General features: G+C 66.2%; 20 protein-coding genes. 9 read left to right on the top strand and 11 right to left on the bottom strand.

The features are described from left to right. The first annotated feature begins 158 nt into the window (after positions 1-158). Together BLS50_RS20045 and BLS50_RS20040 are read left to right on the top strand one after the other, a co-directional pair. The gene (locus BLS50_RS20045) at positions 159-431 is read left to right on the top strand and encodes a hypothetical protein (protein WP_027813189.1); all 273 of its coding nucleotides are present in this window, start codon (positions 159-161) and stop codon (positions 429-431) included. A 73-nt stretch (positions 432-504) separates the two neighbouring features. Further along, on the top strand, positions 505-1,395 hold the full coding sequence (locus BLS50_RS20040) for a hypothetical protein (protein WP_256334101.1): 891 nt from the start codon (positions 505-507) through the stop codon (positions 1,393-1,395). 10 nt (positions 1,396-1,405) lie between these two features. On the opposite strand, the gene pip is transcribed toward BLS50_RS20040, so the two are convergent. Next, on the bottom strand, positions 1,406-2,338 hold the full coding sequence (gene pip, locus BLS50_RS20035; protein ID WP_074803679.1) for a prolyl aminopeptidase: 933 nt from the start codon (positions 2,336-2,338) through the stop codon (positions 1,406-1,408). Positions 2,339-2,668: 330 nt separating this feature from the next. On the opposite strand from pip, the gene BLS50_RS20030 reads away from it, so the two are divergent. Beyond that, a complete protein-coding gene (locus tag BLS50_RS20030; protein WP_074803677.1) occupies positions 2,669-3,820 on the top strand; it encodes an acyltransferase family protein in 1,152 nt (383 codons plus the stop codon). Between the two features lie 29 nt (positions 3,821-3,849). Here the strand turns inward: BLS50_RS20030 and BLS50_RS20025 are convergent, their stop codons facing one another. Next, positions 3,850-4,674: a PA3715 family protein gene (locus BLS50_RS20025; protein WP_074803675.1), complete on the bottom strand. Its 825-nt coding sequence runs from the start codon at positions 4,672-4,674 to the stop codon at positions 3,850-3,852. 334 nt (positions 4,675-5,008) lie between these two features. Between BLS50_RS20025 and BLS50_RS20020 the strand changes: the two genes are divergently transcribed. Genes BLS50_RS20020 through BLS50_RS20010 form a run of 4 tightly spaced genes read left to right on the top strand, consistent with a single transcriptional unit; the run spans position 5,009 to position 7,916 of the window. Next, positions 5,009-5,638: a helix-turn-helix transcriptional regulator gene (locus BLS50_RS20020; protein ID WP_027807044.1), complete on the top strand. Its 630-nt coding sequence runs from the start codon at positions 5,009-5,011 to the stop codon at positions 5,636-5,638. Continuing rightward, entirely contained in the window at positions 5,628-5,834 is a 207-nt protein-coding gene (locus BLS50_RS35440; RefSeq protein ID WP_143028357.1) for a hypothetical protein, read from the top strand. The genes BLS50_RS20020 and BLS50_RS35440 overlap by 11 nt, the downstream gene beginning before the upstream one ends. Next, positions 5,831-6,976 (top strand): threonine synthase, encoded by a 1,146-nt coding sequence (locus BLS50_RS20015; protein WP_074803673.1) that lies wholly within the window; start codon positions 5,831-5,833, stop codon positions 6,974-6,976. The genes BLS50_RS35440 and BLS50_RS20015 overlap by 4 nt, the downstream gene beginning before the upstream one ends. A gap of 10 nt (positions 6,977-6,986) precedes the next feature. Beyond that, on the top strand, positions 6,987-7,916 hold the full coding sequence (locus BLS50_RS20010; protein ID WP_074803671.1) for an asparaginase domain-containing protein: 930 nt from the start codon (positions 6,987-6,989) through the stop codon (positions 7,914-7,916). A 162-nt stretch (positions 7,917-8,078) separates the two neighbouring features. Here BLS50_RS20010 and BLS50_RS20005 read toward each other — a convergent pair whose 3' ends face one another. The 8 genes from BLS50_RS20005 to BLS50_RS19970 form a co-directional block, all read right to left on the bottom strand. Further along, complete coding sequence (locus BLS50_RS20005) at positions 8,079-9,224, bottom strand: branched-chain amino acid ABC transporter substrate-binding protein (RefSeq protein ID WP_027807041.1); 1,146 nt, start codon at positions 9,222-9,224, stop codon at positions 8,079-8,081. 431 nt (positions 9,225-9,655) lie between these two features. Continuing rightward, on the bottom strand, positions 9,656-10,720 hold the full coding sequence (locus BLS50_RS20000; protein WP_027807040.1) for a 2-aminoethylphosphonate aminotransferase: 1,065 nt from the start codon (positions 10,718-10,720) through the stop codon (positions 9,656-9,658). Continuing rightward, a complete protein-coding gene (gene aepY / locus BLS50_RS19995) occupies positions 10,720-11,916 on the bottom strand; it encodes a phosphonopyruvate decarboxylase (RefSeq protein ID WP_074803669.1) in 1,197 nt (398 codons plus the stop codon). The genes BLS50_RS20000 and aepY overlap by 1 nt, the downstream gene beginning before the upstream one ends. Next, positions 11,913-13,598, bottom strand: coding sequence for a phosphoenolpyruvate mutase (aepX, locus tag BLS50_RS19990; protein ID WP_023477253.1), 1,686 nt, complete (start codon positions 13,596-13,598; stop codon positions 11,913-11,915). The genes aepY and aepX overlap by 4 nt, the downstream gene beginning before the upstream one ends. Continuing rightward, positions 13,595-14,362, bottom strand: a complete 768-nt coding sequence (locus BLS50_RS19985) for a phosphocholine cytidylyltransferase family protein (RefSeq protein WP_012338349.1) — start codon at positions 14,360-14,362, stop codon at positions 13,595-13,597. The genes aepX and BLS50_RS19985 overlap by 4 nt, the downstream gene beginning before the upstream one ends. A 35-nt stretch (positions 14,363-14,397) precedes the next feature. Beyond that, complete coding sequence (locus BLS50_RS19980) at positions 14,398-15,399, bottom strand: HpnL family protein (protein WP_023477255.1); 1,002 nt, start codon at positions 15,397-15,399, stop codon at positions 14,398-14,400. After that, positions 15,396-16,205, bottom strand: coding sequence for a HalD/BesD family halogenase (locus tag BLS50_RS19975; RefSeq protein WP_011694707.1), 810 nt, complete (start codon positions 16,203-16,205; stop codon positions 15,396-15,398). The genes BLS50_RS19980 and BLS50_RS19975 overlap by 4 nt, the downstream gene beginning before the upstream one ends. Further along, positions 16,202-16,897 (bottom strand): CDP-alcohol phosphatidyltransferase family protein, encoded by a 696-nt coding sequence (locus BLS50_RS19970; protein ID WP_011547939.1) that lies wholly within the window; start codon positions 16,895-16,897, stop codon positions 16,202-16,204. The genes BLS50_RS19975 and BLS50_RS19970 overlap by 4 nt, the downstream gene beginning before the upstream one ends. Before the next feature lie 654 nt (positions 16,898-17,551). Between BLS50_RS19970 and BLS50_RS19960 the strand changes: the two genes are divergently transcribed. Continuing rightward, the gene (locus BLS50_RS19960; RefSeq protein WP_011547938.1) at positions 17,552-19,066 is read left to right on the top strand and encodes an acetyl-CoA hydrolase/transferase family protein; all 1,515 of its coding nucleotides are present in this window, start codon (positions 17,552-17,554) and stop codon (positions 19,064-19,066) included. Positions 19,067-19,096: 30 nt separating this feature from the next. Here BLS50_RS19960 and BLS50_RS19955 read toward each other — a convergent pair whose 3' ends face one another. Further along, positions 19,097-20,635, bottom strand: coding sequence for a DHA2 family efflux MFS transporter permease subunit (locus tag BLS50_RS19955; RefSeq protein WP_074803665.1), 1,539 nt, complete (start codon positions 20,633-20,635; stop codon positions 19,097-19,099). Between the two features lie 134 nt (positions 20,636-20,769). On the opposite strand from BLS50_RS19955, the gene BLS50_RS19950 reads away from it, so the two are divergent. Continuing rightward, complete coding sequence (locus BLS50_RS19950) at positions 20,770-21,210, top strand: MarR family winged helix-turn-helix transcriptional regulator (protein WP_011547936.1); 441 nt, start codon at positions 20,770-20,772, stop codon at positions 21,208-21,210. Positions 21,211-21,261 lie beyond the last annotated feature (51 nt).

Genomic DNA, 21,261 nt, shown 5'->3' with positions numbered 1-21,261 from the left:
TACGCGCTTTAAGTCTTCGTTAATTCTGCACGCCTAGCATGATGATGCCGGCGAACGATTCGGACCCCGGTCCGACGCGCCGGCGGCACGCGCGGGTGCGTCGACGTCACGGCGCCGCGCCGTCGCGCGTCGCCATTTCCATGCAACGGCGGCAGACCATGATCAAGCACTTCGACTACACGCTCGGCAACGAGACAATCGCGCTTTGTGCGAGCTTCGGCGCGGGCCCGGCATTCCGCCGCGTGCTCGTGAGCCGCGCGGATTCGATGGAGACGCTCGTGGTGCTCGACGCGCGCGGGCTGTCAGGCTTGCTGAAGGTCGCGACCGAGGAACCGGAAGGGCTGCTCGACGACGCGATCCGCAAGGTCGGCGACGAACAGCTCGTCGAGCAGGCGATCAGCGGCCGGACGATCGTCGAAGGCGCTTTGTGATGCCATAGGCGGCTGCGAAGGGGCGGATCGAGGAGTATGCTGCGGGGCCGATCCGCTCATTCCTGCATGTCCGATGTCCACGACCGACGCCGCCATTCCTGGTACTCGCCGCTATACGACGATTCGCGTGATCGCGTATCACGGCATCCTGCAAAACATCACGGCCTTGCTGGCCTTCGTCCCGTTCGCCAGGTTCATCCTGCACGACCGGTCGCTGGCCGCGCTTTCGTCGTGGTCGTGGCAGCTTTGGGCGCTGCAGGGGGCGTCGTTCGCAGCGATGCTTGCAGGCCTCGTCGGTCACGTCGCGCTTGCATTGCGTCGCCGCTGGGGTCGAACGCTGAACGTGGCGGTCTGGATCGCGCTGAGTGCCGCGATGCTGATGCTGTCGTCGTGGATCACGGTGGTCATTGCACTGCCGCTGGGTCTTGCGACGTTCGCGCTGATATACAACCGGACGAGCAATGACTTTCTGAGCCTGCCATACACCATGACAGCGCCGACGGCTCGGCGCTTCGCGTCCGTCGGCCTGCTGGTTGCGTCGTCCACGCTGCATTACTGGGCGATCGCGTACGCGACGTTGCGCACCGGCACGTTCGGCTACGTGTTGCCGAATACGCCGCCGATGGATTTGCTGATTGCGGCCGCGGCAACGCTGCTCCTCGGCACCGCCGTTGCGCCGCGCGGGCAGCGCGCATGGTATTGCGGCATGTCGTTGATGACGTCCGCTATCGCGATGCTGTCCATGCTGTTGAGCTACGTGCCGGTGGCGACGTCGCTGATTCGCTACATGCCGCACGAATATTCGCGTGTGGCGATTCCGTGGAGTCCGATCACGCAGTACGCGGCCCTCACGTTCTGCGTTGCGCTGGTGTTGATTCGCGTGACGAAGCCGCCGAAACGGAGTGACCAAGGCCTCAATCCCGACGCGCCAGCGGAGTCGACGAGCCGGGAAACGACTCGCTGATACCGAGCCGTCAGCTCGCGAACCGGTCCGTCGCCGCGACCAGCGCCTCCAGAATCCCCGGCTCGTTGTACGCGTGTCCGGCACCGGGCACGATTTCGAACGTCGCCTCCGGCCACGCCTTCGATAGCTCCCGCGCCGTGCGTGCGGGTGTCGCGATGTCGTAGCGGCCCTGCACGATCACGCCCGGAATGCCGGCGAGCCGATGCGCGTCGCGCAGCAACTGGCCTTCCTCGACGAAGCCCTTGTTCACGAAGTAGTGGTTTTCGATCCGCGCGAACGCGAGTGCGTAGTGACCGTCCGCGAAGTGCGCGGCGAGCGCGGGATCGGGCAGCAGCGTGATCGTGCGGCCCTCCCAGATGCTCCACGCGCGCGCGGCTTCGAGCTTCGCGGCTTCGTCGTCGCCGGTCAGCCGACGATGGTAGGCGGCCATCAGGTCGCCGCGCTCGGCTTCCGGAATCGGTGCAAGGAAGTCCTCCCAGTGATCGGGGAACAGCCACGACGCGCCTTCCTGGTAATACCACAGCAATTCCGCGCGACGCATCGTGAAGATGCCGCGCACGATCAGCGCGCTCACGCGTTCGGGGTGCGTCTCGGCGTACGCGATCGCCAGCGCGCTGCCCCACGAGCCGCCGAACACCAGCCATTGTACGGCGCCGACCATCTCGCGCAGGCGTTCGATATCGGCGACCAGATCCCACGTCGTGTTGTTCTCGAGGCCCGCGTGCGGCGTCGAGCGTCCGCAGCCGCGCTGGTCGAACAGCAGGATGTCGTAGCGCTCGGGATCGAACAGGCGGCGATGGTCGGGGCCGCAGCCGGCGCCGGGGCCGCCGTGCAGGAACACGGCGGGCTTGCCGGCCGGGTTGCCGCAGCGCTCCCAGTAGATGTGATGGCCGTCGCCGGTGTCGAGGTGGCCGTGGGCGTAAGGTTCGATCGGTGGGTACACAGGCAGGCTCCGGGTGAGGGGCGACAGGGGGCGGACGACGCGCGGGCCGGTGTGCGGGCGGCAAGGTACTGCGAAGCGTGCTGCACCGCAAAATTTGTTGCGTGGGCATCGGACCGGCCGCCGCCGGACAAGGCTTGTCATTATGCCCATTCACTGCGCCGGACGTCGGCACGTTGTGGCAGGGCGTTCGTCGCTGGCGGTATGTGCGCCGCGGATTTTTGAAGCAATTTCATTCCGATATTTTTCATACAAAATCCCGGCGGCAGGTCGGCGGGCCAATCGGACCGCCGGCAACGCCTGTTTCTCCACCGTGCCAACGGAAACCAGCCGATGAACCATCGCGTCACGCAGTTGACCGGGTTGCGCGCCGTCGCGGTCGCGATGGTCGTCGTCGGTCATGCCGAGCATGTGCTGCCCGGCGGCTATACGGGCTGGTATGCGCCGTTGCGGCTGATCGCCGACGGCCGGCTCGGCGTGCTGATCTTCTTCGTGCTGAGCGGTTTCCTGATCACCAACGTGCTGCGCGCCGAGTTCGCGCGCACGGGCGGTATCGCGCTGACATCGTTCTACGTGCGCCGGGCGCTGCGGATCTGGCCGGCTTGCTACGTGTATCTCGCGGCCGTCGCGATCATGGCGTTCGCCGGCGGATTCGACGTCGATCGCCGGCAGTGGCTCTATGCGGCGCTGCATCTCTGGAATTACTCGGCATGGTTCGGGCTGACCGGCGACAACGCGCTGCATCCGGACGGCGCGTGGTATCTCGGCCATTTCTGGTCGCTCGCGCTCGAGGAGCAGTTCTACTGGTTCTGGCCGCTGCTGTTCGTGTTCGGCATCCGCCGCGCCGGCACGCGCTGGCTGGCCGCGCTGATCCTGACCGTGCCGCTGGTGCGCACCGTGACGTATTTCGTTGCGCCGACGCTGCGCGGCCAGCTCGGGATGATGCTGCACACGGGCGTCGATCCGATCCTGATCGGCTGCTATGCGTCGCTCAACCGCGAACGGCTCGAAGCGTGGATCGGCTCGTGGCGCGGCGAGGCGCGCATCGTGACGGCGCTCGTCTTCGTCGTGCTGCTCGGCATGCCGCTCGCCGAACACCGGCTCGGCGGCTTCTGGAATGCGACGTACGGCGTGACGCTCGAAGCCGCGCTGATCGCGATCGTGATTGTCGTGCTGAATTTCCGCGGCGAGTTCTGGTGCGCGCGCTGGCTGCGCGCCGGGCCGGTGGTGTTCGTCGGCACGATTTCGTTCAGTCTCTATCTGTGGCAGCAGCCTTTTGCGAACCCGCGCCTGCCCGTGCCGCATGGGTTTCCGCTCGGCATCGTGTGGGCGCTGATGGCCGCGACCGCCAGCTATTTCCTCGTCGAGAAACCGTTCCTGCGGCTGAAGGATCGCTATACCGCGCGCGAGGCGCGGCGCGTGCGGGACGACGCGTTGCGGATGCCGGCGCCGACCGAGGCGATCGGGCCGAAGGCGGTGGAGTAGGCGTGCGGGGCGGCGTCGCGCCCGCAGCATTACTTGAAGCGTTGCATCGCGGCCGACGAATACCAGAAGTTCCGGAACATGTCGATTCCATAGGACTTGCCGTCGTAGTGGACGATCGTGCGCGCCGTGCGCTTGCCCGTATCCGAGTAATCACCGTTCTTGCGCTGCGTCTTCGTGATGTGTGCCGTGATCGACAGGTCGGCGAAGCCGTGGCTCGACGTTTTCTCGACGGCGATCGTCATGCGGGCGTCTTCGCTGCGCGCATCGCCTGTACCCGGGCCGCAGGCGTCGCCTTCGACGCTGACCCAGCCGTACAGATTCGTGCCGAACACCGGGCGGATACGGCCGCCTTCGCGCACCCACAGCGTCAACTCTTCACTGGTGTTGGCATCCGGGCAACTCGGCCCACGCGCGCTGCTGGTAAACACGACGCCGAACGCGCGCACGTCGGGTGACAAACGGTAGGGCGCCGTATCGATGCGGTAGCTGTTCTCGTCGATCTCCGTCACCGCGTCCTCTTCGACCACCGACCGATCGGCCGCCACGACCTTGCCACCCTCGACGAGCGCGACGACCTGCAGCTTTTTGCTTTCATCCGGGTTTTTGCTTTTCGGCAGCGAATCGAAGGCGACGGCCGCGATCGTCGTTTCCGGCGCGTTCGGCATGGCCTTGCACGACGACGCGACGACGAGCCGGTCCGCGTCGCGCGTGGCGATGCGTGCGCTCGCGATGCCGGCCCAGCGGGCGATGGCCGTGACGGTTTCGTCGCTGCAAGACTGGCTGTCGGCGGCGTGGGCGATAGGGGCGGCGGCGAGCGCCAGCAGCGGGGCAAAACGAAGGATTCTCGGGGTCATGAGGGAGAGCGGTTTTTATGGATGGCTGTGGATATCGTTTAACGGCCCGGAAACGGGCATCTTCGGAACTGCCCGCGTCGTCATGAGCGTAGCCACGGTGCATATGATCGCCTCTCGACAAACACGCAGGAAAGTGGCGCGGATGAGCATCAATGTTAGCAACATCGCACGAAGCAAGGCCGTCCATGGCAGCGTGTTCGGCTCGACCTTCAGGAACCAGCCGGTACTTCGAGCAATGCCCGGGATTTAACCTGGACGAATTGTTGTTAATTTGACAAAACGTCTTGAAATGGCCAAACTGCCCGGGATGCCAAAGCAACCCACTGGACCCGACATGCCGAAGAAGACTCCCGACCAGCAGCTACTGCTGGGGCAGCTCAAACAGGTCGCCGAAGGGCTGGCCCGGACCTTCGCCCCATTTACCGAGGTCGTGGTCCATGACCTCCTCGATCCGGAGCACGCGGTGCTCGCGATCCACAACAATCTGTCAGGTCGGGAAGTCGGACAGCCTGCGACCGAACTGGGGCTTGCGCGGATCATGGACGCCGCCTACGAGCAGATCATCGCCAACTATCCGAATCAGTTCTCGGACGGCCGCCAGGTGAAGAGCACGTCCATCGGCATCAAGGACGCCAAAGGCGACTACATCGCCGCGTTGTGCCTGAACGTCGACCTCACGTTGTTCCGGGGATTTCAGAACATGCTGAGCAGCTTCATGGCGGTCGAGGGCACCACGCCTGCCAGGGAATCGCTGGACCCCGCCAGCGCCGATCTCATTCGCACCCGTATCGACGAATTCGCCGCGCGCATGGCGTCGACCCCGCGCTCGCTCAAGCCGGAGGACCGCCGCTCGCTCCTGAAGGAGCTCAAGGCGGCCGGCCTGCTCGAGGTTCGCCGGGCGATGGACACCATTGCCGTCTACCTGGGTGTCTCGCGCGCCACGGTGTACAGCGATGTCAAATAACGCCACGCTCCTTCTCGTCGACAAGCATCTCGTCGATCCATTGCGCGTACCGGACGACGTGACCGCGGTGGGGCGCGAGGCCTTCCAACTGCACGGGCGGCGCGCGGGCCGCGTGTTTCACCCCCAACGTCACAGCCCTTATCGCCCTGCGCTTGCGGCGATCCGGCATGTGCCCAAGCGGAGCCGGAAAACGTGAAACCGCACTATGTCGAGCCGCTCAGCGGCACTACTTATCCTCTCGACACGCCCCGGTGGTGCTCGGACGATCGCAGGCCGCTGCTGATCTCGCCGCAGGCCGGCATTTCCCGGGACGACATCGATCGACACCTTCGCTCCCAATGGCGCTATCGCGCGTCGCTGCCCGTCGAGATCGTCTCTCCCATCTCCATGGGGGAAGGGTGCACCCCGTTGGTCCAGAAGACGTGGGGCGACCACCGGCCGTATTTCAAGCTGGAGTGGTTCAGTCCCACGAGCAGCTTCAAGGATCGCGGCACGACGGTGATGCTCTCGATGCTGCGGCAGCAAGGCATCGCGTCCGTTCTGGAGGACAGTTCGGGCAACGGCGGCGCGTCGGTGGCGGCTTATGGTGCTGCCGGCGCCATGCGCGTGAAGATTCTGGCGCCCGCCTACGCATCGCCCGCGAAGATCGCCCAGATGCGAGCCTATGGGGCGGAGGTGCAACTGGTCGACGGGCCTCGACAGGCGTGCGAGGACGAGGCCGTCCGGCAGTCCGCGAGCATCTTCTACGCCAGCCACAATTGGCAGCCCTTTTTCCTCGAAGGGACCAAGTCGATCGGCTACGAGATCTGGGAGGACCTCCACTTCCGGGCGCCGGACAACATCGTCATGCCGGCGGGCGCGGGCAGCAACGTACTCGGCTGTTATCTGGCGTTCTCGGAACTGATGCGCGCGGGGCAGATTCACAAAATGCCCAGGCTCTTCGTTTGCCAGCCATTGAACTGCTCTCCGATCGATGCCAGCTTCCAGGCGGGCGTCACGACGCCCGTTGCGCGCGAGGTTCGAAAGACGGTCTCCGAGGGGACGGCCATCGCCCATCCTCTACGCCTGGCGCAAGTGGTGAACGCGGTCAGGGAGACGGGCGGCACGACGGTGGCCGTGGAGGAAGCAGCAATCGTCGACGCGCTCACGCGCATTGCGCGGCTGGGCCTTTTGCCGGAACTGACTTCGGCGACCGCGGTTGCAGGATTGGATCGGCTCACGCAACAGCGGGCGATTCAGGCACGAGAGGAAACGGTCGTCCTGCTGACGGGCACGGGTATCAAGAACGCCGAAGCCATCGCGGAGATGTACTCGGACATTCCCGATACGCTTGCCTGAAGGCTCCCCCATGAAAATCGGACTCCTGAATTGCGGCGGCACCATCACGGAAAACTATCAGAGTGATGGGACGATCCAGCGGCTATTGGCGCGCGATCTGATCGTATCGAGCGGTCAAGCAGACTGGATCGGACATGACATCGATCCTGTCGATAGCTGCGACCTGACTTTCGCGTCACTGTGCCGGGCGCGTGACGTCATGCGGCAGGACCGCGAGAGCGACGCTTTCGTCCTGTGCTGCGGCACCGACGCAATGGAAGATGTCGCCTATGCAGCCGCTCTGCTTTTTGATCGTGACCGGCCTGTCGTTTTGACCGGTGCGGCGATCCCGGGCGGCCATGCCAATGCCGATGGTCCGCGCAATCTGGCGGATTCCGCCCATCTGGCACGGGCCCTGCCGCAGGGCGCGAGCGCACTGGTGGCCTTCGCGGGACGGATTTTCGATCCGGTCTCGATCGTCAAGGTATGGCCGCAGGCCATTCAGCCCTTCGGGCCGGAAACAGCGATCCGCGGCTCCATCGAGGCCGACATCGTTACGCTCACCGGTTCGGGAACCGTTGACGACAGTTACGCGGAACTCGATGTATCCGACCTCGGCGCCCGCGTTGCGATCGTCATGGAGACTTTCGGGGCACTCGTAGGTTTGCCGGCTATCTCCGAACTCGACGGTATCGTCGTGGCAGGCAAGGGTGCAGGGGGTTTCTCGGCGCAATCGGAGAGCTTCCTGAGCGAAGCCGCGACGCATATCCCTGTCGTGCTGTCGACCCGCTGTGCCCATGGTTTCCGGGTCAATCCAGCCGTAACCAAATATGCGTATGATCGCGCCCACAATCTCGGCCTGATCACGGCAGGTTATGACGGCCTGAACGCATCAAAGGCGCGAATCCGGCTCATCGTGGAGCTGGGTCGTGCAAATCGCAGCGCAAAGGCGGGGCGCTGATACGCGATCGCGTCGGAGTCCGTCGCTGCAGGTGGAAGCGGCGACGGCAATCGATTGCATCGTGAGTCCGTCGCAGCTACTCGTTGATCATCGATGCCAGCATGGCGGAGTTCGACGGTGCCGGCGCGGGGCCTGGAGGCGCCCGCGTCAGCCCCGCTTCGCTCACATCTTCTCGACTTCCAGCAGCGTTCGCTTGCCTTTCACGTACTTGTAAAGAGAGATGGAGCTGTCCTTCAGGTCGCCGTGCTCGTCGAACCGGATATTGCCGATCAGCGTGTTCAGATTGGTCGCGGGCATGGCGGACAGGATGCCGGCGCGTGTGATCGAGTTGGAGCGTTTCATCGCATCGACGATCACGTAGACGGCACTGTAGGCAACCGGCGAGTAGACCACCGGATCGTGGCCGTACACGGCCTTCAGTTCCTTGCTGAACGCAGCGCTGCCGGCCATCGCGGACAGATCGCCGCCCGCGACCGAGCAGACCAGATTGTCGGCGGCGTCGCCGGCCAACCTGGCCAGATCGGTGGTGCAGACACCGTCGCCCGCCAGAATCCGGGCGCGGAGCGCCAGCTGCATGGCCTGCTTGGCGAAGGGGCCGCCGGTGGCGTCCTCGCCGCCATACATGATGGCGTCGGGGCGTTCGGCCTTGATCTTGGTCAGGATGGCCTTGAAGTCGGTGGCCTTGTCGTTGGTCGCATCGCGCGATAGCACCTGGATACCTTCGGCCTTGGCGGTCTTCTCGAACTGGTCCGCAAGACCTTGCCCGTAGGCCGTGGCGTCGTCGACGATGGCGACCGTCTTGACCTTCTGGTTTTTGGCGTACTTCGCGAGGGCGGGGCCCTGCTGGGCATCGGTGCCGATCACGCGGAAGGCGGTCTTGTAGCCTTGCAGCGTGTACTGAGGATTGGTGGAGCCCGGCGTGATCTGGGTGACGCCGTTGTCGCGATAGATCTTGGACGCGGGGATGGACACCCCGGAGTTCAGGTGGCCGATCACGGCCACGACGCCGTCGTCGACCAGCTTCTGCGCGACGTTCGTACCGATCCGGGGATCGGCCTGGTCATCCAGCGACTCGATCTCCAGCACGACCTTCTGGCCGCCGATGACCAGATTGCCGGCCTTGTTGATCTGCTGCGCGGCGAGCTTGGCGCCATCGGCCGCATCCTGGCCCATGTGTGCAATGTTGCCGGTCAGCGGTTCGGCGCTGCCGATCTTCACGACCACGTCGGCGAGAGCAGCTTGACCGTAGGCCATTGCAACGCAGGCGAGCGTCAGCGCGGCGTTGACGGGTTTGAGTTGAAATTTCATATGTTTGAGCCTCTTGTTGAACCGGGTTGCTGTTGAAAATGCATGCAGCGTCTCCTGTCGAAGTCACGACATGGGCGACATTTCGACTGTGAGTATTCGTCGGAGCAGTCCATCACTCGAGGGCAAACTGATTAGCATCCCGTAGCGTTTCGATCGGAAACCTGGCCGCTCGTTAGCAGTCCGGCTGTCCCATGGGCTCCTCTTTCTGGAAAGATTATCTAGAATTAAATAAAATGTATTGTAGGGGTAAACGCTTAGTTTTTTGTCCGGCATCGACCGGAGGCGGAACGACTTGCTGAGGAATGGGAGGTAGGTCCGGATTGGAAAAAACGCCGCATCCCGGTCCAGACAGTCGTTCGGCCTTTCTCTGAGCGTCGCGAACAACAAAAAAGGCCCTTGCGGGCCTTTCGTAGACGAGGTTCGGACAACGCTTACCGAGTCAGCGCCGTAAACCCGTCCAGCAATCGATCGACATCAGCCGCCTGAATCGCGCCCATCGTCGAGATCCGGAACAGTTCCTTCGACAGCCCGCCTTGCCCCGCGTAAATTACGAAGCCACGCGCCTTCAGTCCGTCGTGCAGCGCTTCATACGTGACACCCTGCGGCAACCGATACGCACGCAGGACGACCGACGACGCGCCTTCCGGCAGCACCAGCGGCATGCCGCGCGCAGCAAGCCCGGCCTGCGCCTGATCGGCAAGCGCCTTGTAATGCGCATGCCGCGCACGCCAACCGCCGGCCTCATCGAACTCGCGCAGCGCCTCGACGAGCGCGTAATACGCATGCACGGACGGCGTAAACGGCGTATTTCGCTGATCCTGCAGCTTCGCGAGACGACCGAGATCGAGGTAATACGTGCGGCTCGCCGCTTTCGCGAGCGCGCTGCGGCGCACGATCACGAACGCCGCGCCCGGCACGCCGTGCAGGCATTTGTTCGCGGTCGCGGCAACCGCGTCGATGTCGCCGCCGGCGAAGTCGATCGCTTCCGCGCCGAAGCTGCTGACACCGTCCACGAGCATCTTCACGCCGCGCGCACGGCACACTTCTGCAATCGCGCCGAGGTCGTTCAGCCGGCCCGTCGTCGTTTCGTGATGAATCACGGCGACATGCGAGTAGCCACCCGCATCGAGCTTCGCAGCGATCTGCGCGAGATCGGGCGCCTGCATCCACTCATGTTTGAGCACCGCATGCGCGATGCCGTACTGCGTGGCGATCTGCGTGATCCGCTCGCCGTACACGCCGTTCTCGATCACGAGCAGCTTGCCGTCCTGCGGCACGAGCGCCGCGATCATGCTCTCGACGGCGGCCGTGCCCGAGCCCGTCATCAGCACGGCGGCCCATTCGGCCGGATCGAGTTCGTACGCGGCGACGAGGCGCGCGCGCGCTTCATCCTGCAGGTCGAAGAATTCGCTTTCGCGATGGCACAGATCGGGTTGCAGCAGGCTGCGGCGCACGCGTTCGGAGAGCGTGACCGGGCCGGGGTTCAGCAGCAGCATCAATGGGCTCCTTCAACGTGGGCTTCGGTCTGCGCGGCGCCGATGTGCCGCATCAGACGGGTCTTGACCTCGACCGGCGTGACGGTCGGGCGGGGCAGGCCGTCGGGCACGCCCGTGCGGATCGCCACGCGAACGAACTGCACACCGGATGGCCGGACCCCGTCAGCTTGCGCGGAAAGCGTCGCATCGAGCACGTCGAGCGTATCGCCTTCGACTGCAGACGCGTAGCCGCACGCGGCCGCGACACCCGCGAACGACACATGTTGCGACACCGTCGCCTGGCCGCCCGTCGATTCGTGCGCGCCGTTGTCGAGCAGCACGTGCGTGAGATTGGCCGGGCCGTAAGTGCCGAGCGTCGCGAACACGCCCATGCGCATCAGCGCGGCGCCGTCGCCGTCGACGGCCACCACGCGCAGGTCGGGGCGTGCGAGCGCGAGGCCGAGCGCGAGCGGCGTCACGCAGCCCATCGAGCCGACCATGTACAGCTGGTTCGGGCGATCGTCGAGCGCATAGAGTTCGCGACCGCAGAAACCGGTCGACGCGAGCACGACGGTCGAATCGACTGGCGTATGCGCGATCACGCGCTGCAGCGCGTCGTGACGGGTCGGCCACGCATCGGCCGACACCGCGCCCGACGCCGATTGCGCGGCGACGTGCGCACGCGGTTTCGCGGCCGGGTTCGCCTTCAGCTCATACGGCGCGACGCTGCCTTTCTGCATCACGAGCGCATACGGGCGGCCCGTTTCGTCCATGTGCGCGATCGCGCGGTCGAGCGCCGGGCCGACCTGTTCGGGGTCGGTCGGGAACGTCTCCCACGGGATTTCCATCGTGTCGAGCATCGCGGGCGTGATCGGGCCCATCAGCGCGTGCTGCGGCTCGTCGGCCACGCCCGGCTGGCCGCGCCACGTGACGATCAGCAATTGCGGCAGGCGAAACGTCCAGGTGAGCGACGTGAGCGGGCTCACCGCGTTGCCGAGGCCCGAGTTCTGCATCATCGCGATCCCGCGCTTGCCGCCGAGCGTCGCGCCCGCGATCAGCGCGACCGCGTCGCCTTCGTTCGCGGCCGACACGTAGTGCAGCGTCGGGTCCTGCAACACGTAATTGATGAACGGCGTCAGGTACGAGCAGGGCACGCCCGCGTACCAGTCGAAGCCGCGTTCGCGCGCGGCCTCGACGAACTGGGCCGCTTCGATCATTGCGCGCCCCCGTTGCCGGTGCCCGGTTCGGACAGCGGCGTCTGGCCGTGTGCGAAGTCGCCCGCGCGGCGGAAGTCTTCGAGATCGTTGACGCCGCGCCAGTGGCCGTGCACGTATTGCACCTCGATCTTCTCGCCGGCGGCGATCAGTTCGTTCAGCAGCGACGGAATGTCGAGCGTGTCGAAATCAGGACGCGCCTGCAGCGTCGCGAGCATCGCCTTCAGGCGGTCGACGCCCGCGCCGCGCACGTTCAGCAGACCGATCCAGCGGCCGTGCGGCGTGCCCGTGGCGACGTCGCTCGACACGCGTTGCAGGTAGGTCTTCTGGCCGAACAGGCCGCGATCGTCGGCCGCCGAGCAGAGGGCGAAGTCGCGCACGCTCTGGTTGGTCTCGGTGAGCGACGAATCGACCACCACGCTGAACTCGGCCTCGCTCTCCGCGAGGTCGCGCACGATGTAGCTGCGGAACAGCAGGTCGCCGTACGAGATCACGGTATCGCCGGTCAGGCGCTCGGCCGCGCAGGCGAGCGACGCGAGCTCGCCCGTTTCCGCGTGGCGTTCGTTGACGACGAGCTTGATGCCCGACGTATCGATCGCATCGGCGCGATAGCCGCCGACCACGGTGATGTCGTTCACGCCGTGCGTCTTGAAGCCGTCGACGAGCCAGCGCAAGAGCGGCTTGCCGGCGACCGGCAGCATGACCTTCGGCTTGTCTTCGGTCACGGCTTCGAGGCCCTTGCCGCGGCTCGCGGCGAGCACGATCGCGGCATTCGACGCGCGCGACGACGACGACAGGTAGATCCGCTCGGCGGCCGAGTACTCGTCGGCGTCCTGCAGGCGGAAGATCTCGTTGACCGATGCCACGCGGTCCTCGACGTTGATCAGCGTTTCGCTCTCGTGGATCTCGCGCGCGGTCGCCTGCATCGCGGATGCCGACGCGCGGATCAGATGATTCGCCCAGATCACGGTGCTGATGCCGGCCTGGCGGAACACGTCGGTCGGCGTGCTGTAGTACTTGGTCGGCACGATCACGAGCGGCGCCTTGCCGCTCCATTCGCGCGCGAACTGCAGGATCTCGTCCGGGCGCGACAGCTTGCTGTGGATCAGGATCGCGTCGGCGCCGGCTTCCGCATACGCGTTCGCGCGGCGCAGCGCCTCGTCCATCCCCCAGCCCGCGATCAGCGCCTCGACACGCGCGACGATCGAGAAGTCGGGATCGGTCTGCGAATCCTTGCCGGCCTTGATCTTGCCGCAGAACTCGTCGATTTCCGCGAGCGGCTGGCGCTCGCCGCCGATGAAGCTGTTCGTCTTCGGGAACTGCTTGTCCTCGATGCACACGCCCGCGATGCCACGCTGTTCGAGCTTCTTCACGAGGCGGCGCACGTTGTTGAAGTTGCCGTAGCCGGTGTCGCCGTCGAGCAGGATCGGCAGGTCGCTCGCGTCGGCCATGAATTCGAGCACGTCGACGACTTGCGTCCAGCTCGCTTCGTTGTTGTCGCGCACGCCGAACTGCGCGGAGATCGCGAGGCCCGACGCCCAGATACCCTTGAAGCCGGCCTCGCGGACGATCCGCGCGGACAGGCCGTTGTGCGCTTCCATCAGGAATTCGAGATCGCTGCTGACAAGCATGCGGCGCAGGCGCGCGCTGCGTGATTCGGTGAAGTTGGGTTCGCGTGCGTTCATCGTGCGGCTCCGGCGGTGGTGCGTTGAATCAGGGGAAGAATGTCTTGCGTCGCGCGTGCGACGTCGTTCGGGAAATCGATCTCGATCCACGGCAAGCCGGTGACGTCGGCGACGTCGAACGAATGGCCGCCTTCGAGCAGCAGGTCGCGCACGGCTTCCTCGTGCGGCATGTTCGCGCGGCCGCTGTCGACGTAGCCCGCGACGAGGGTCGCGAGGCGGCGCGCGGTGCCTTCGGTGAAACGGAAGAAGCCGACCGATTCGCCGATCGTGTCATAGTCGAGGTCGACCGCGAGTTGCTTGCGCAGCTCGACCGGCACGCCGTTCTTCAGGCACAGCTTGACGGGTTCGTCGCCGGCCTCGAAGTCGCGGTCGATCAGCAGGCGGTCGACCGTCTTGTCGGCGTCGGCCACCAGCGCGTGCAGGATGTTCTCGTCGTACAGCACGTCCGCGTCCATCAGCAGCACGTCGCCGCCGCGCGTCATCGCATCGGCGACGGTATGCACGGTCAGCACGCTGCCGAGGTCGTAGCGGTCGTTGATCACGATCTCGGCGGTGCGGCCGAGGCGCTTCAGTTCCTGCTCGACCTTCTCGTGCTGGAAGCCGAGCCCGAGCACGATTTCATCGACGCCCGCGGCGTCGAGCACGCGCAGATGGCGCTCGAGCAGCGACACGTCGTCGAAGCGCAGCAGGCACTTCGGGAACTGCGCCTCGGGCGGTTGTTGCAGGCGCAAGCCGAGGCCTGCCGCAAGAATGATGGCTCGCATGGGTTCTCCAACCAAAAAGCCGGCGATCTGAACGATCAGTCGGCGAGCGGCTGCGGCGCACGGCGCCGCTGCCAGTTTCTTTCACTGAAATGCAGATAGAGCAGGCCGGGCAGGCCGAGCGCGAGTTCGCGCGCGCGTTTCGCGAGCGACAGCGCGAGCGCCGCGTCGGGCGGCAAGCCGACCAGCGGCGCGAGCAGCAGGTAGCCGCCTTCCTGCGCACCGAGCGAGCCCGGGATCGCGAAGGCCGCGCCGCGAATCGCCTGGCCGACGCTTTCGAGCAGCAGCGCGTCGAGCCAGCTCACCGGATGCCCGAGAAAGTGCAGCGCGAGCCACACTTCCGCGGTGCCGACGATCCAGCCGGCGAGACTCAACGCGAAGGTCTTCGCGACCTTCGCGCGATCGCGATACAGCGCGCCGACCGCGTCGTCGATCGCGTCGGCGCGCGTGGCCAGCGACGACCAGTCGCGCGGGCCGAGCAGCTTCGACGCGAGGCGCAGGCCGCGGCCGAACAGCCCGCGCCGCTGCGCCGCGTAGAACGCGACGGCGAGCGCGCCGAGCACGCCGGTGGCGATCAGCGCGGGCGTGCGCAGATACGCAACCGATTCGTGCGTCGCATACAGGCTGAACGCGGCGATGCCGATCAGCGCGAACGCCATCTGCGAGAGCGCCTGCATCGTCGTGCTGACGGTCACGGCGGCGGCCGCGTCGGCCATCCGCGTGCCGCGCTGCGCGAGGTGGCGCACCATCAGCACCGGGCCACCGATCTGCCCGGCGGGCAGCAGGCTGTTCACCGATTCGCCGACCCAGCGCGCGCGCAGCGCGTTGCCGAGTTCGGCGCCCGGCTGCCCGCGGCGGAACATCACGGAGATCGCGACCGCGTCGATCGCGAGCGGCACGACGTGGAACGCCGCGACGAGCGCGAGGCCCCAGCCGGCCGCGAGGAACGTGGACGCCACCGCGCCGACGCCCTGCCAGGCCAGCAGTGCGATGAAGAGTGCGGTCCCGAGGGACAGCAGGATGAGGCCCGCGCGTGTCATGACCCGCTCGTGCGTCGCGTCGCCAGCTGCTTGAACACCTGGCGGAAACCGAAATACGCGATCGCGTCCTTCATGTTCGAGATGAAGCGCTTCCACGGCCGCATGCCGGGGTTCGTCACGTATTCGAACGTGAGCGACACGCGCATCTCGTTCTGGCCGAGCGGCGTGATGCGGTGGCGCAGCTTGTCGCCGTCGAACAGCACGATGCCGCCGTCGGCGATCTGCACGGAACCCGGTTCGTCGGCGACGTCCGGGTTGCGCGTATGCAGCTCGTAGTCGAGCCGGCACGACGATTCGTCGATCACGCCGATCAGCAGCGTGTAGCGCCGGCCGTCGTAGTACGACGTGTCGTAGTGCCAGCCGATGTGGTCGCCGGGCTTCGTGTAGTAATACAGCGCGTACGCGTGCGGATCGTCGGCCGGCGACAGCATCAGCTTGTCGCCGGTGATCTTCTCGAGGAAGGAGATGAGTGCCTTCGAGCGATACAGCTCGGCGATGTAGGGCGCCTGCTCGTCGATCGTATGGCGGCTCACGCTGCCGCCCTGCTTGTGGCCGGGCAGGTAATTGCGGTTCAGGCCGGCCTGCATCGCGCGGGCGGCGTTCGCCAGTTTCGCGTGCGCGTCGGGCGGCAGGAACGCGTCGAGATAGAGGAACGAGCCCTGGCGCGTGTAGTCGCCGCGCAGGCGGTCGAGGTCGAGCTGGCCGACGCAGTCGGCCACGGTGCGATCGGGGTCGGCCGCGGCCGCGCGCACGGGCGCGGGGCGTGCCGGGCTCAGCACGGAATCGTCGCGCGTGCTAGGAGTCATTTGGAAGCCTGGATTTCGGTTGGGTTCTGCGCGGCCGGGTTTTGCGGAAGGTTGCCGCGCCGCACGATGCGCCACCAGTCGATCACGACCCAGGCGGCGAACAGCGGGGCGCCGATCGACGCCGCGAGCAGGAACGGCTCGACGCCGTCCACGAGCGTCACGATCGGCAGCAGGTACAGCACGTCTTCGGTCTCGAAGCCGCCGGCGAACGCCTGCTTGGTGCCGGCCTTGCCGGCGATCGACTCGATCCGCATGCGCAGGAAGAAAATCAGGGCGACGGCCGCGCCGGCCACCGCGCCGAGCAGCACCGGCGACGCGGCCATCTGGCCGCCCTGGGCGACGATGCCGACGCCCATGCTGACGAACAGCGCGACCGTCACGAGCGCATCCGCCGCGAGGTCGTAAAAATGACCGATCTTGCTGGACTTGCCGCTGATGCGCGCGAGCTCGCCGTCGGTGTGGTCGACGAAGTTCGACAGCACGATCAGGAACGCGCCTGCATTGCTCCAGCCGAAGCCGCCGTGCGCGAGGCACCAGGCGCCGGCGAGGCCGATCAGCAGACGAAGGGTAGTGAGGTGATTCGGGGTGACCGGCGTATCGACGAGCGGTCGGACAAGCGAGCGCGCGAGCCGCGCATCCCAGGTGCGTGGCGGGGGCGGCTCGGGTCGTGTGGCGGTTTTTCTTTGGTCCATCGGCGAAATATATACGGAATTGTAATTTGGTGCTTTTTATTCGATCAATGTCCTGACATACGGGAGTGTTACCGCGTCTTGCAGGCATCGGCCGGTTCAAAAACGCACCTATGAACGAGGCGGCCAACCGGGCCGCCGGACCCGTCTTCCAGTGTGGTTCGCATCGCGCGGCTGTCAAGGCCGGACGGGCCTCGCAGGCCGATCCGGCCGGGTTTTTCGCGCCGGTCGGCTGGTGTCGCGCGGCGCATGCGACCTTGATCTCCGTCAGGCCGGGAAAAACTGCATCGGGCGACAATCGGCCGCGCCGGACGGGTATCGGCGATTGCCGAGCCAAAGGCGGCCAATGTCGATGCAAATCGGTTGATTGACGCGCGCCGGTCGGCGATCGCGAACGGGCGATTCGCCCGATGCTTTCATGTACCTTTCGCGTGCACCCGGCACGGGCGGATCGCCTGTCACAGAACGCTCGTTCGATACCCGGCAAATCCGGCAAGGATCTTTTGCATCCAGCGGACATTTCGCGGCGATGGCCTCTGCGATACTCCGACCGTGCCCGTGGTGCCGGGCCGCCCCTCGCGGCCCCAAGGGCTTCGCGTCGCTCAGGAGACACCCCCCGCGACGTCAACGACAGACCCAAGCGTCAGATAACCAGCCATGTCTTCTTCACGCATCCTCGCTCCCGCCCTGCGTTCGCTCGTCCGCACCGCCGACGAAGCCGCCGCGCTGATCCGCCCCGGCATGACCGTCGCCATGAGCGGCTTCACCGGGTCGGGCTATCCGAAGGCCGTGCCGGCCGCGCTGGCTGCCCACATCGACGCGGCGCACGCGCGCGGCGAGGACTTCCGGATCAACGTACTGACGGGCGCATCGACCGCACCGGAACTCGACGGCGCGCTCGCCCGCACCAACGGCATCTCGATGCGGCTGCCGTACCAGTCCGACCCGACGTTGCGCGACAAGATCAACGGCGGCGAAGTCGATTACCAGGACGTCCACTTGAGCCACGTCGCGCAATACGCGTGGTTCGGGCTGTACGGCGACCTCGACGTCGCGATCGTCGAGGTCGCGGGCATCCGCGAGGACGGCCTGCTGATCCCGTCCGCGTCGATCGGCAACAACAAGACCTGGCTGGAGCGCGCGAAGCACGTGATCCTCGAAGTGAATGCGCGCCAGCCGCTCGGCCTCGACGGGATGCACGACATCTATTACGGCACCGCGCTGCCGCCGCACCGCAAGCCGATTCCGCTGACGAAGAGCGACGACCGGATCGGCGAGCCGTACCTGCGCTGCCCGGCCGACAAGATCGTCGCGATCGTCGAGACCGACGCGCCCGATCGCAGCAATGCATTCTCCGCGCCGGATGCGACGTCCAAGCAGATCGCGCTGCAGCTGATCGACTTCCTGCGCCACGAAGTGAAGCGCGGCCGCCTGCCGGAAAACCTGCTGCCGCTGCAGTCGGGCGTCGGCAACATCACGAACGCGGTGCTCGCGGAACTGAGCTCGGCCGGCTTCTCGAACCTGACGGCCTACACCGAGGTGATCCAGGACGGCATGCTCGACTTGCTCGACGACGGCACGCTGAGCTTCGCGTCGGCCACCGCGCTGTCGCTGAGCCCGGCCGCCGTGCAGCGTTTCGCCGACGAAATCGCGACGTTCCGCGAGAAGATCGTGCTGCGCCCGCAGGAGATCAGCAACCATCCGGAGCTCGTGCGCCGGCTCGGCTGCATCGCGATGAACGGGATGATCGAAGCCGACATCTACGGCAACGTGAACTCGACGCACGTGATGGGCACGAAGATCCAGAACGGCATCGGCGGCTCGGGCGACTTCGCGCGCAACGGCTACCTGTCGTGCTTCATGTCGGCGAGCACCGCGAAGGGCGGGGCGATCTCGCGGATCGTGCCGATGGCGAGCCACGTCGACCATACCGAGCACGACGTCGCGGTGGTCGTCACCGAGCAGGGGCTGGCCGACCTGCGCGGCCTGTCGCCGAAGCAGCGCGCGCGCAAGATCATCGCGACCTGCGCGCACCCGGACTATCGCCCGATGCTCGAGGACTACTTCGAGCGCGCGTCGCGCGACAGCTTCGGCAAGCACACGCCGCACCTGCTCGCCGAGGCGCTGTCGTGGCACGAGCGCTACGTGCGCACCGGGACGATGAAGGCCTGACGCGGCTTCGGACGGGCGCATGCACGCTCGTCAATCCAGCGCCGCATGCGCGACGTCGACGCTCGCCGTTTTCTGCGGCGGGCGGATCAGCAGCAACAGCGGGATCATCAGCAGCGTCGCGACGAACATCAGCTTGAAATCGTTCAGGTACGCGATCATCGCGGCCTGCTGGTTGATCGTGCGGTCGAGCAGCGCGAGGTCGACACGGCTGCCGGCCAGCGCCTGCACGGCCGGGTCGAACGGCGTGATGTGGGTCGCGAGGTCGGCATGCGCGACCTGCGTGTTGCGCGTCATCAGCGTCTGCACGATCGAGATGCCGATACTGCTGCCGATGTTGCGCATCAGGCTGTAGGTGGCCGTGCCGTCCGCGCGCAGCTCGGGCGGCAGTGTGGAGAACGACAGCGCGCTCAGCGGCACGAACACGAGCCCGAGGCCGAAGCCCTGGATCACGCCGGGCCATACGATGTCCGCTTCGGACAGCACGACGGTGTACTGCATCATCTGCCACAGCGCGAGCGCGGAAATCGCCAGCCCGGCGAGCAGCAGCATCCGCGCATCCACGTATTTCAGCAGCCTTCCGACGAACAGCATCGCGATCATCGTGCCGGCGCCGCTCGGCGCGGTGACGAGGCCCGTCGTCGCGACCGGGTAGCCCATCAGGTTCTGCAGCATCGGCGGCAGCAGCGCGCGCGTCGCGTACAGCACCGCGCCGACCACGAAGATGAACAGCGTGCCCGTCGCGAAATTCGGATCGCGCAGCAGTTCGGACTTGAAGAACGACGCCTTGCCGACGGTCGCCGTGTGCGCGAGGAAGAACGCGAAGCTCAGGGCCGCGACGAGCGCTTCGATGCGGATCTCGTACGAACCGAACCAGTCGAGCTGCTCGCCGCGATCGAGCATCGCCTGGAACGCGCCGATCGCGAGCGCGAGCGTCGCGAAGCCGAACGCATCGAATTTCACGTGCGGGCGTGGCGCGCGTGCCGGCAGGAAGGTCATCACGCCGGCGAGCGCGAACGCGCCGATCGGTACGTTGATGAAGAACACCCAGCGCCAGTTGTAGCTGTCGGTGAGCCAGCCGCCGAGCGTCGGGCCGAGGATCGGGCCGACCATCACGCCCATTCCCCAGATCGCCATTGCCTGGCCCTGTTTCTCGCGCGGATTGATGTCGAGCAGGATCGATTGCGACAGCGGCACCAGCGCGGCGCCGAACACACCCTGCAGCAGCCGTGCGCCGACGATCTGCACGAGCGTCTCCGACAGCCCGCACAGCGCCGACGCCACCGTGAAGCCCGCAATCGATACGATCAGCAGCCGCTTCACGCTCAGCCGGTCGGACAGCCAGCCGGTGAGCGGCGTCGCGATCGCCGCCGCGACGATGTAGGAGGTCAGCACCCACGTGATTTCGTCCTGCGACGCGGACAGCGTGCCCTGCATGTGCGGCAGCGCGACGTTCGCGATCGTGCTGTCGAGGGTCTGGATCAGCGTGGCGAGCATGATCGACAGGGTCAGCATCGGCCGGTTCAGGGCGGGCGAGGCGGGGGTATCGGCGGCGTCGGCGGCGGGGTTCAAGCGGTGTCTCCGTGGGGCGGCCGCCGTGGTCGGCGATCCGGTATGGCGCAAATTATAAGCATGCTTATTATATAGCCACTTATCGCCGGGTCGCGAGCCACGGGCCGGTTCCGGCTTGACCCTATAATCGCCGCATGGACAAGACCTACGAGAACCGGATCGGTTACCTGATCGCCGACGTGGCCCGTCTGAACGGACGCCTGTTCGACCGGCGCGCGAAGCGCATCGGGCTGACGCGGGCGCAAAGCCGCGTGCTCGCGTACCTGACGTGGAAGGGCGAGATGAACCAGGCGCGGCTCGCCGAATGGCTCGAGATCACGCCGATCTCGCTCACGCGGCTGCTCGACCGGATGGAAAGCTATGGCTGGATCGAACGCATCGCGAACGACGATGATCGCCGCGCGTTCGTGATCCGGCTGACCGACAAGTCGCGCGAGATCTTTCCGCAGATGCTGGAGGTGGGCGATACCGTCGCCGACGACGGGCTGCGCGGCTTCACGCCCGACGAGCGCGATACGCTGGTGCGGCTGCTCGGGCGCGTGCGCCGCAACCTGATCGACTGCGGCGGCGAGTGACGGGGGCGCCCGGCCGGGTGCACCGGGCAACGGGAATGCGTCGTGAATCCC

The organism is Burkholderia orbicola (assembly GCF_900100915.1).
Taxonomy (GTDB): Bacteria; Pseudomonadota; Gammaproteobacteria; order Burkholderiales; family Burkholderiaceae; genus Burkholderia; species Burkholderia orbicola.
Note: the sequence above shows the minus strand (reverse complement) of the source record. Positions and strands in the feature narration are given on the sequence as shown.

Coding starts and splice junctions, on each gene's coding strand:
- BLS50_RS20005 (WP_027807041.1), bottom strand. CDS start 9,224: ATGAAATTTCAACTCAAACCCGTCAACGCCGCGCTGACGCTCGCCTGC.
- aepY (WP_074803669.1), bottom strand. CDS start 11,916: ATGATCGAAGCGGCCCAGTTCGTCGAGGCCGCGCGCGAACGCGGCTTC.
- BLS50_RS20000 (WP_027807040.1), bottom strand. CDS start 10,720: ATGCTGCTGCTGAACCCCGGCCCGGTCACGCTCTCCGAACGCGTGCGC.
- BLS50_RS19975 (WP_011694707.1), bottom strand. CDS start 16,205: ATGACTCCTAGCACGCGCGACGATTCCGTGCTGAGCCCGGCACGCCCC.
- BLS50_RS20030 (WP_074803677.1), top strand. CDS start 2,669: ATGAACCATCGCGTCACGCAGTTGACCGGGTTGCGCGCCGTCGCGGTC.
- aepX (WP_023477253.1), bottom strand. CDS start 13,598: ATGAACGCACGCGAACCCAACTTCACCGAATCACGCAGCGCGCGCCTG.
- BLS50_RS20045 (WP_027813189.1), top strand. CDS start 159: ATGATCAAGCACTTCGACTACACGCTCGGCAACGAGACAATCGCGCTT.
- BLS50_RS20040 (WP_256334101.1), top strand. CDS start 505: ATGTCCACGACCGACGCCGCCATTCCTGGTACTCGCCGCTATACGACG.
- BLS50_RS19950 (WP_011547936.1), top strand. CDS start 20,770: ATGGACAAGACCTACGAGAACCGGATCGGTTACCTGATCGCCGACGTG.
- BLS50_RS19985 (WP_012338349.1), bottom strand. CDS start 14,362: ATGCGAGCCATCATTCTTGCGGCAGGCCTCGGCTTGCGCCTGCAACAA.
- BLS50_RS19970 (WP_011547939.1), bottom strand. CDS start 16,897: ATGGACCAAAGAAAAACCGCCACACGACCCGAGCCGCCCCCGCCACGC.
- BLS50_RS19980 (WP_023477255.1), bottom strand. CDS start 15,399: ATGACACGCGCGGGCCTCATCCTGCTGTCCCTCGGGACCGCACTCTTC.
- BLS50_RS20010 (WP_074803671.1), top strand. CDS start 6,987: ATGAAAATCGGACTCCTGAATTGCGGCGGCACCATCACGGAAAACTAT.
- BLS50_RS20025 (WP_074803675.1), bottom strand. CDS start 4,674: ATGACCCCGAGAATCCTTCGTTTTGCCCCGCTGCTGGCGCTCGCCGCC.
- BLS50_RS35440 (WP_143028357.1), top strand. CDS start 5,628: ATGTCAAATAACGCCACGCTCCTTCTCGTCGACAAGCATCTCGTCGAT.
- BLS50_RS20020 (WP_027807044.1), top strand. CDS start 5,009: ATGCCGAAGAAGACTCCCGACCAGCAGCTACTGCTGGGGCAGCTCAAA.
- BLS50_RS19960 (WP_011547938.1), top strand. CDS start 17,552: ATGTCTTCTTCACGCATCCTCGCTCCCGCCCTGCGTTCGCTCGTCCGC.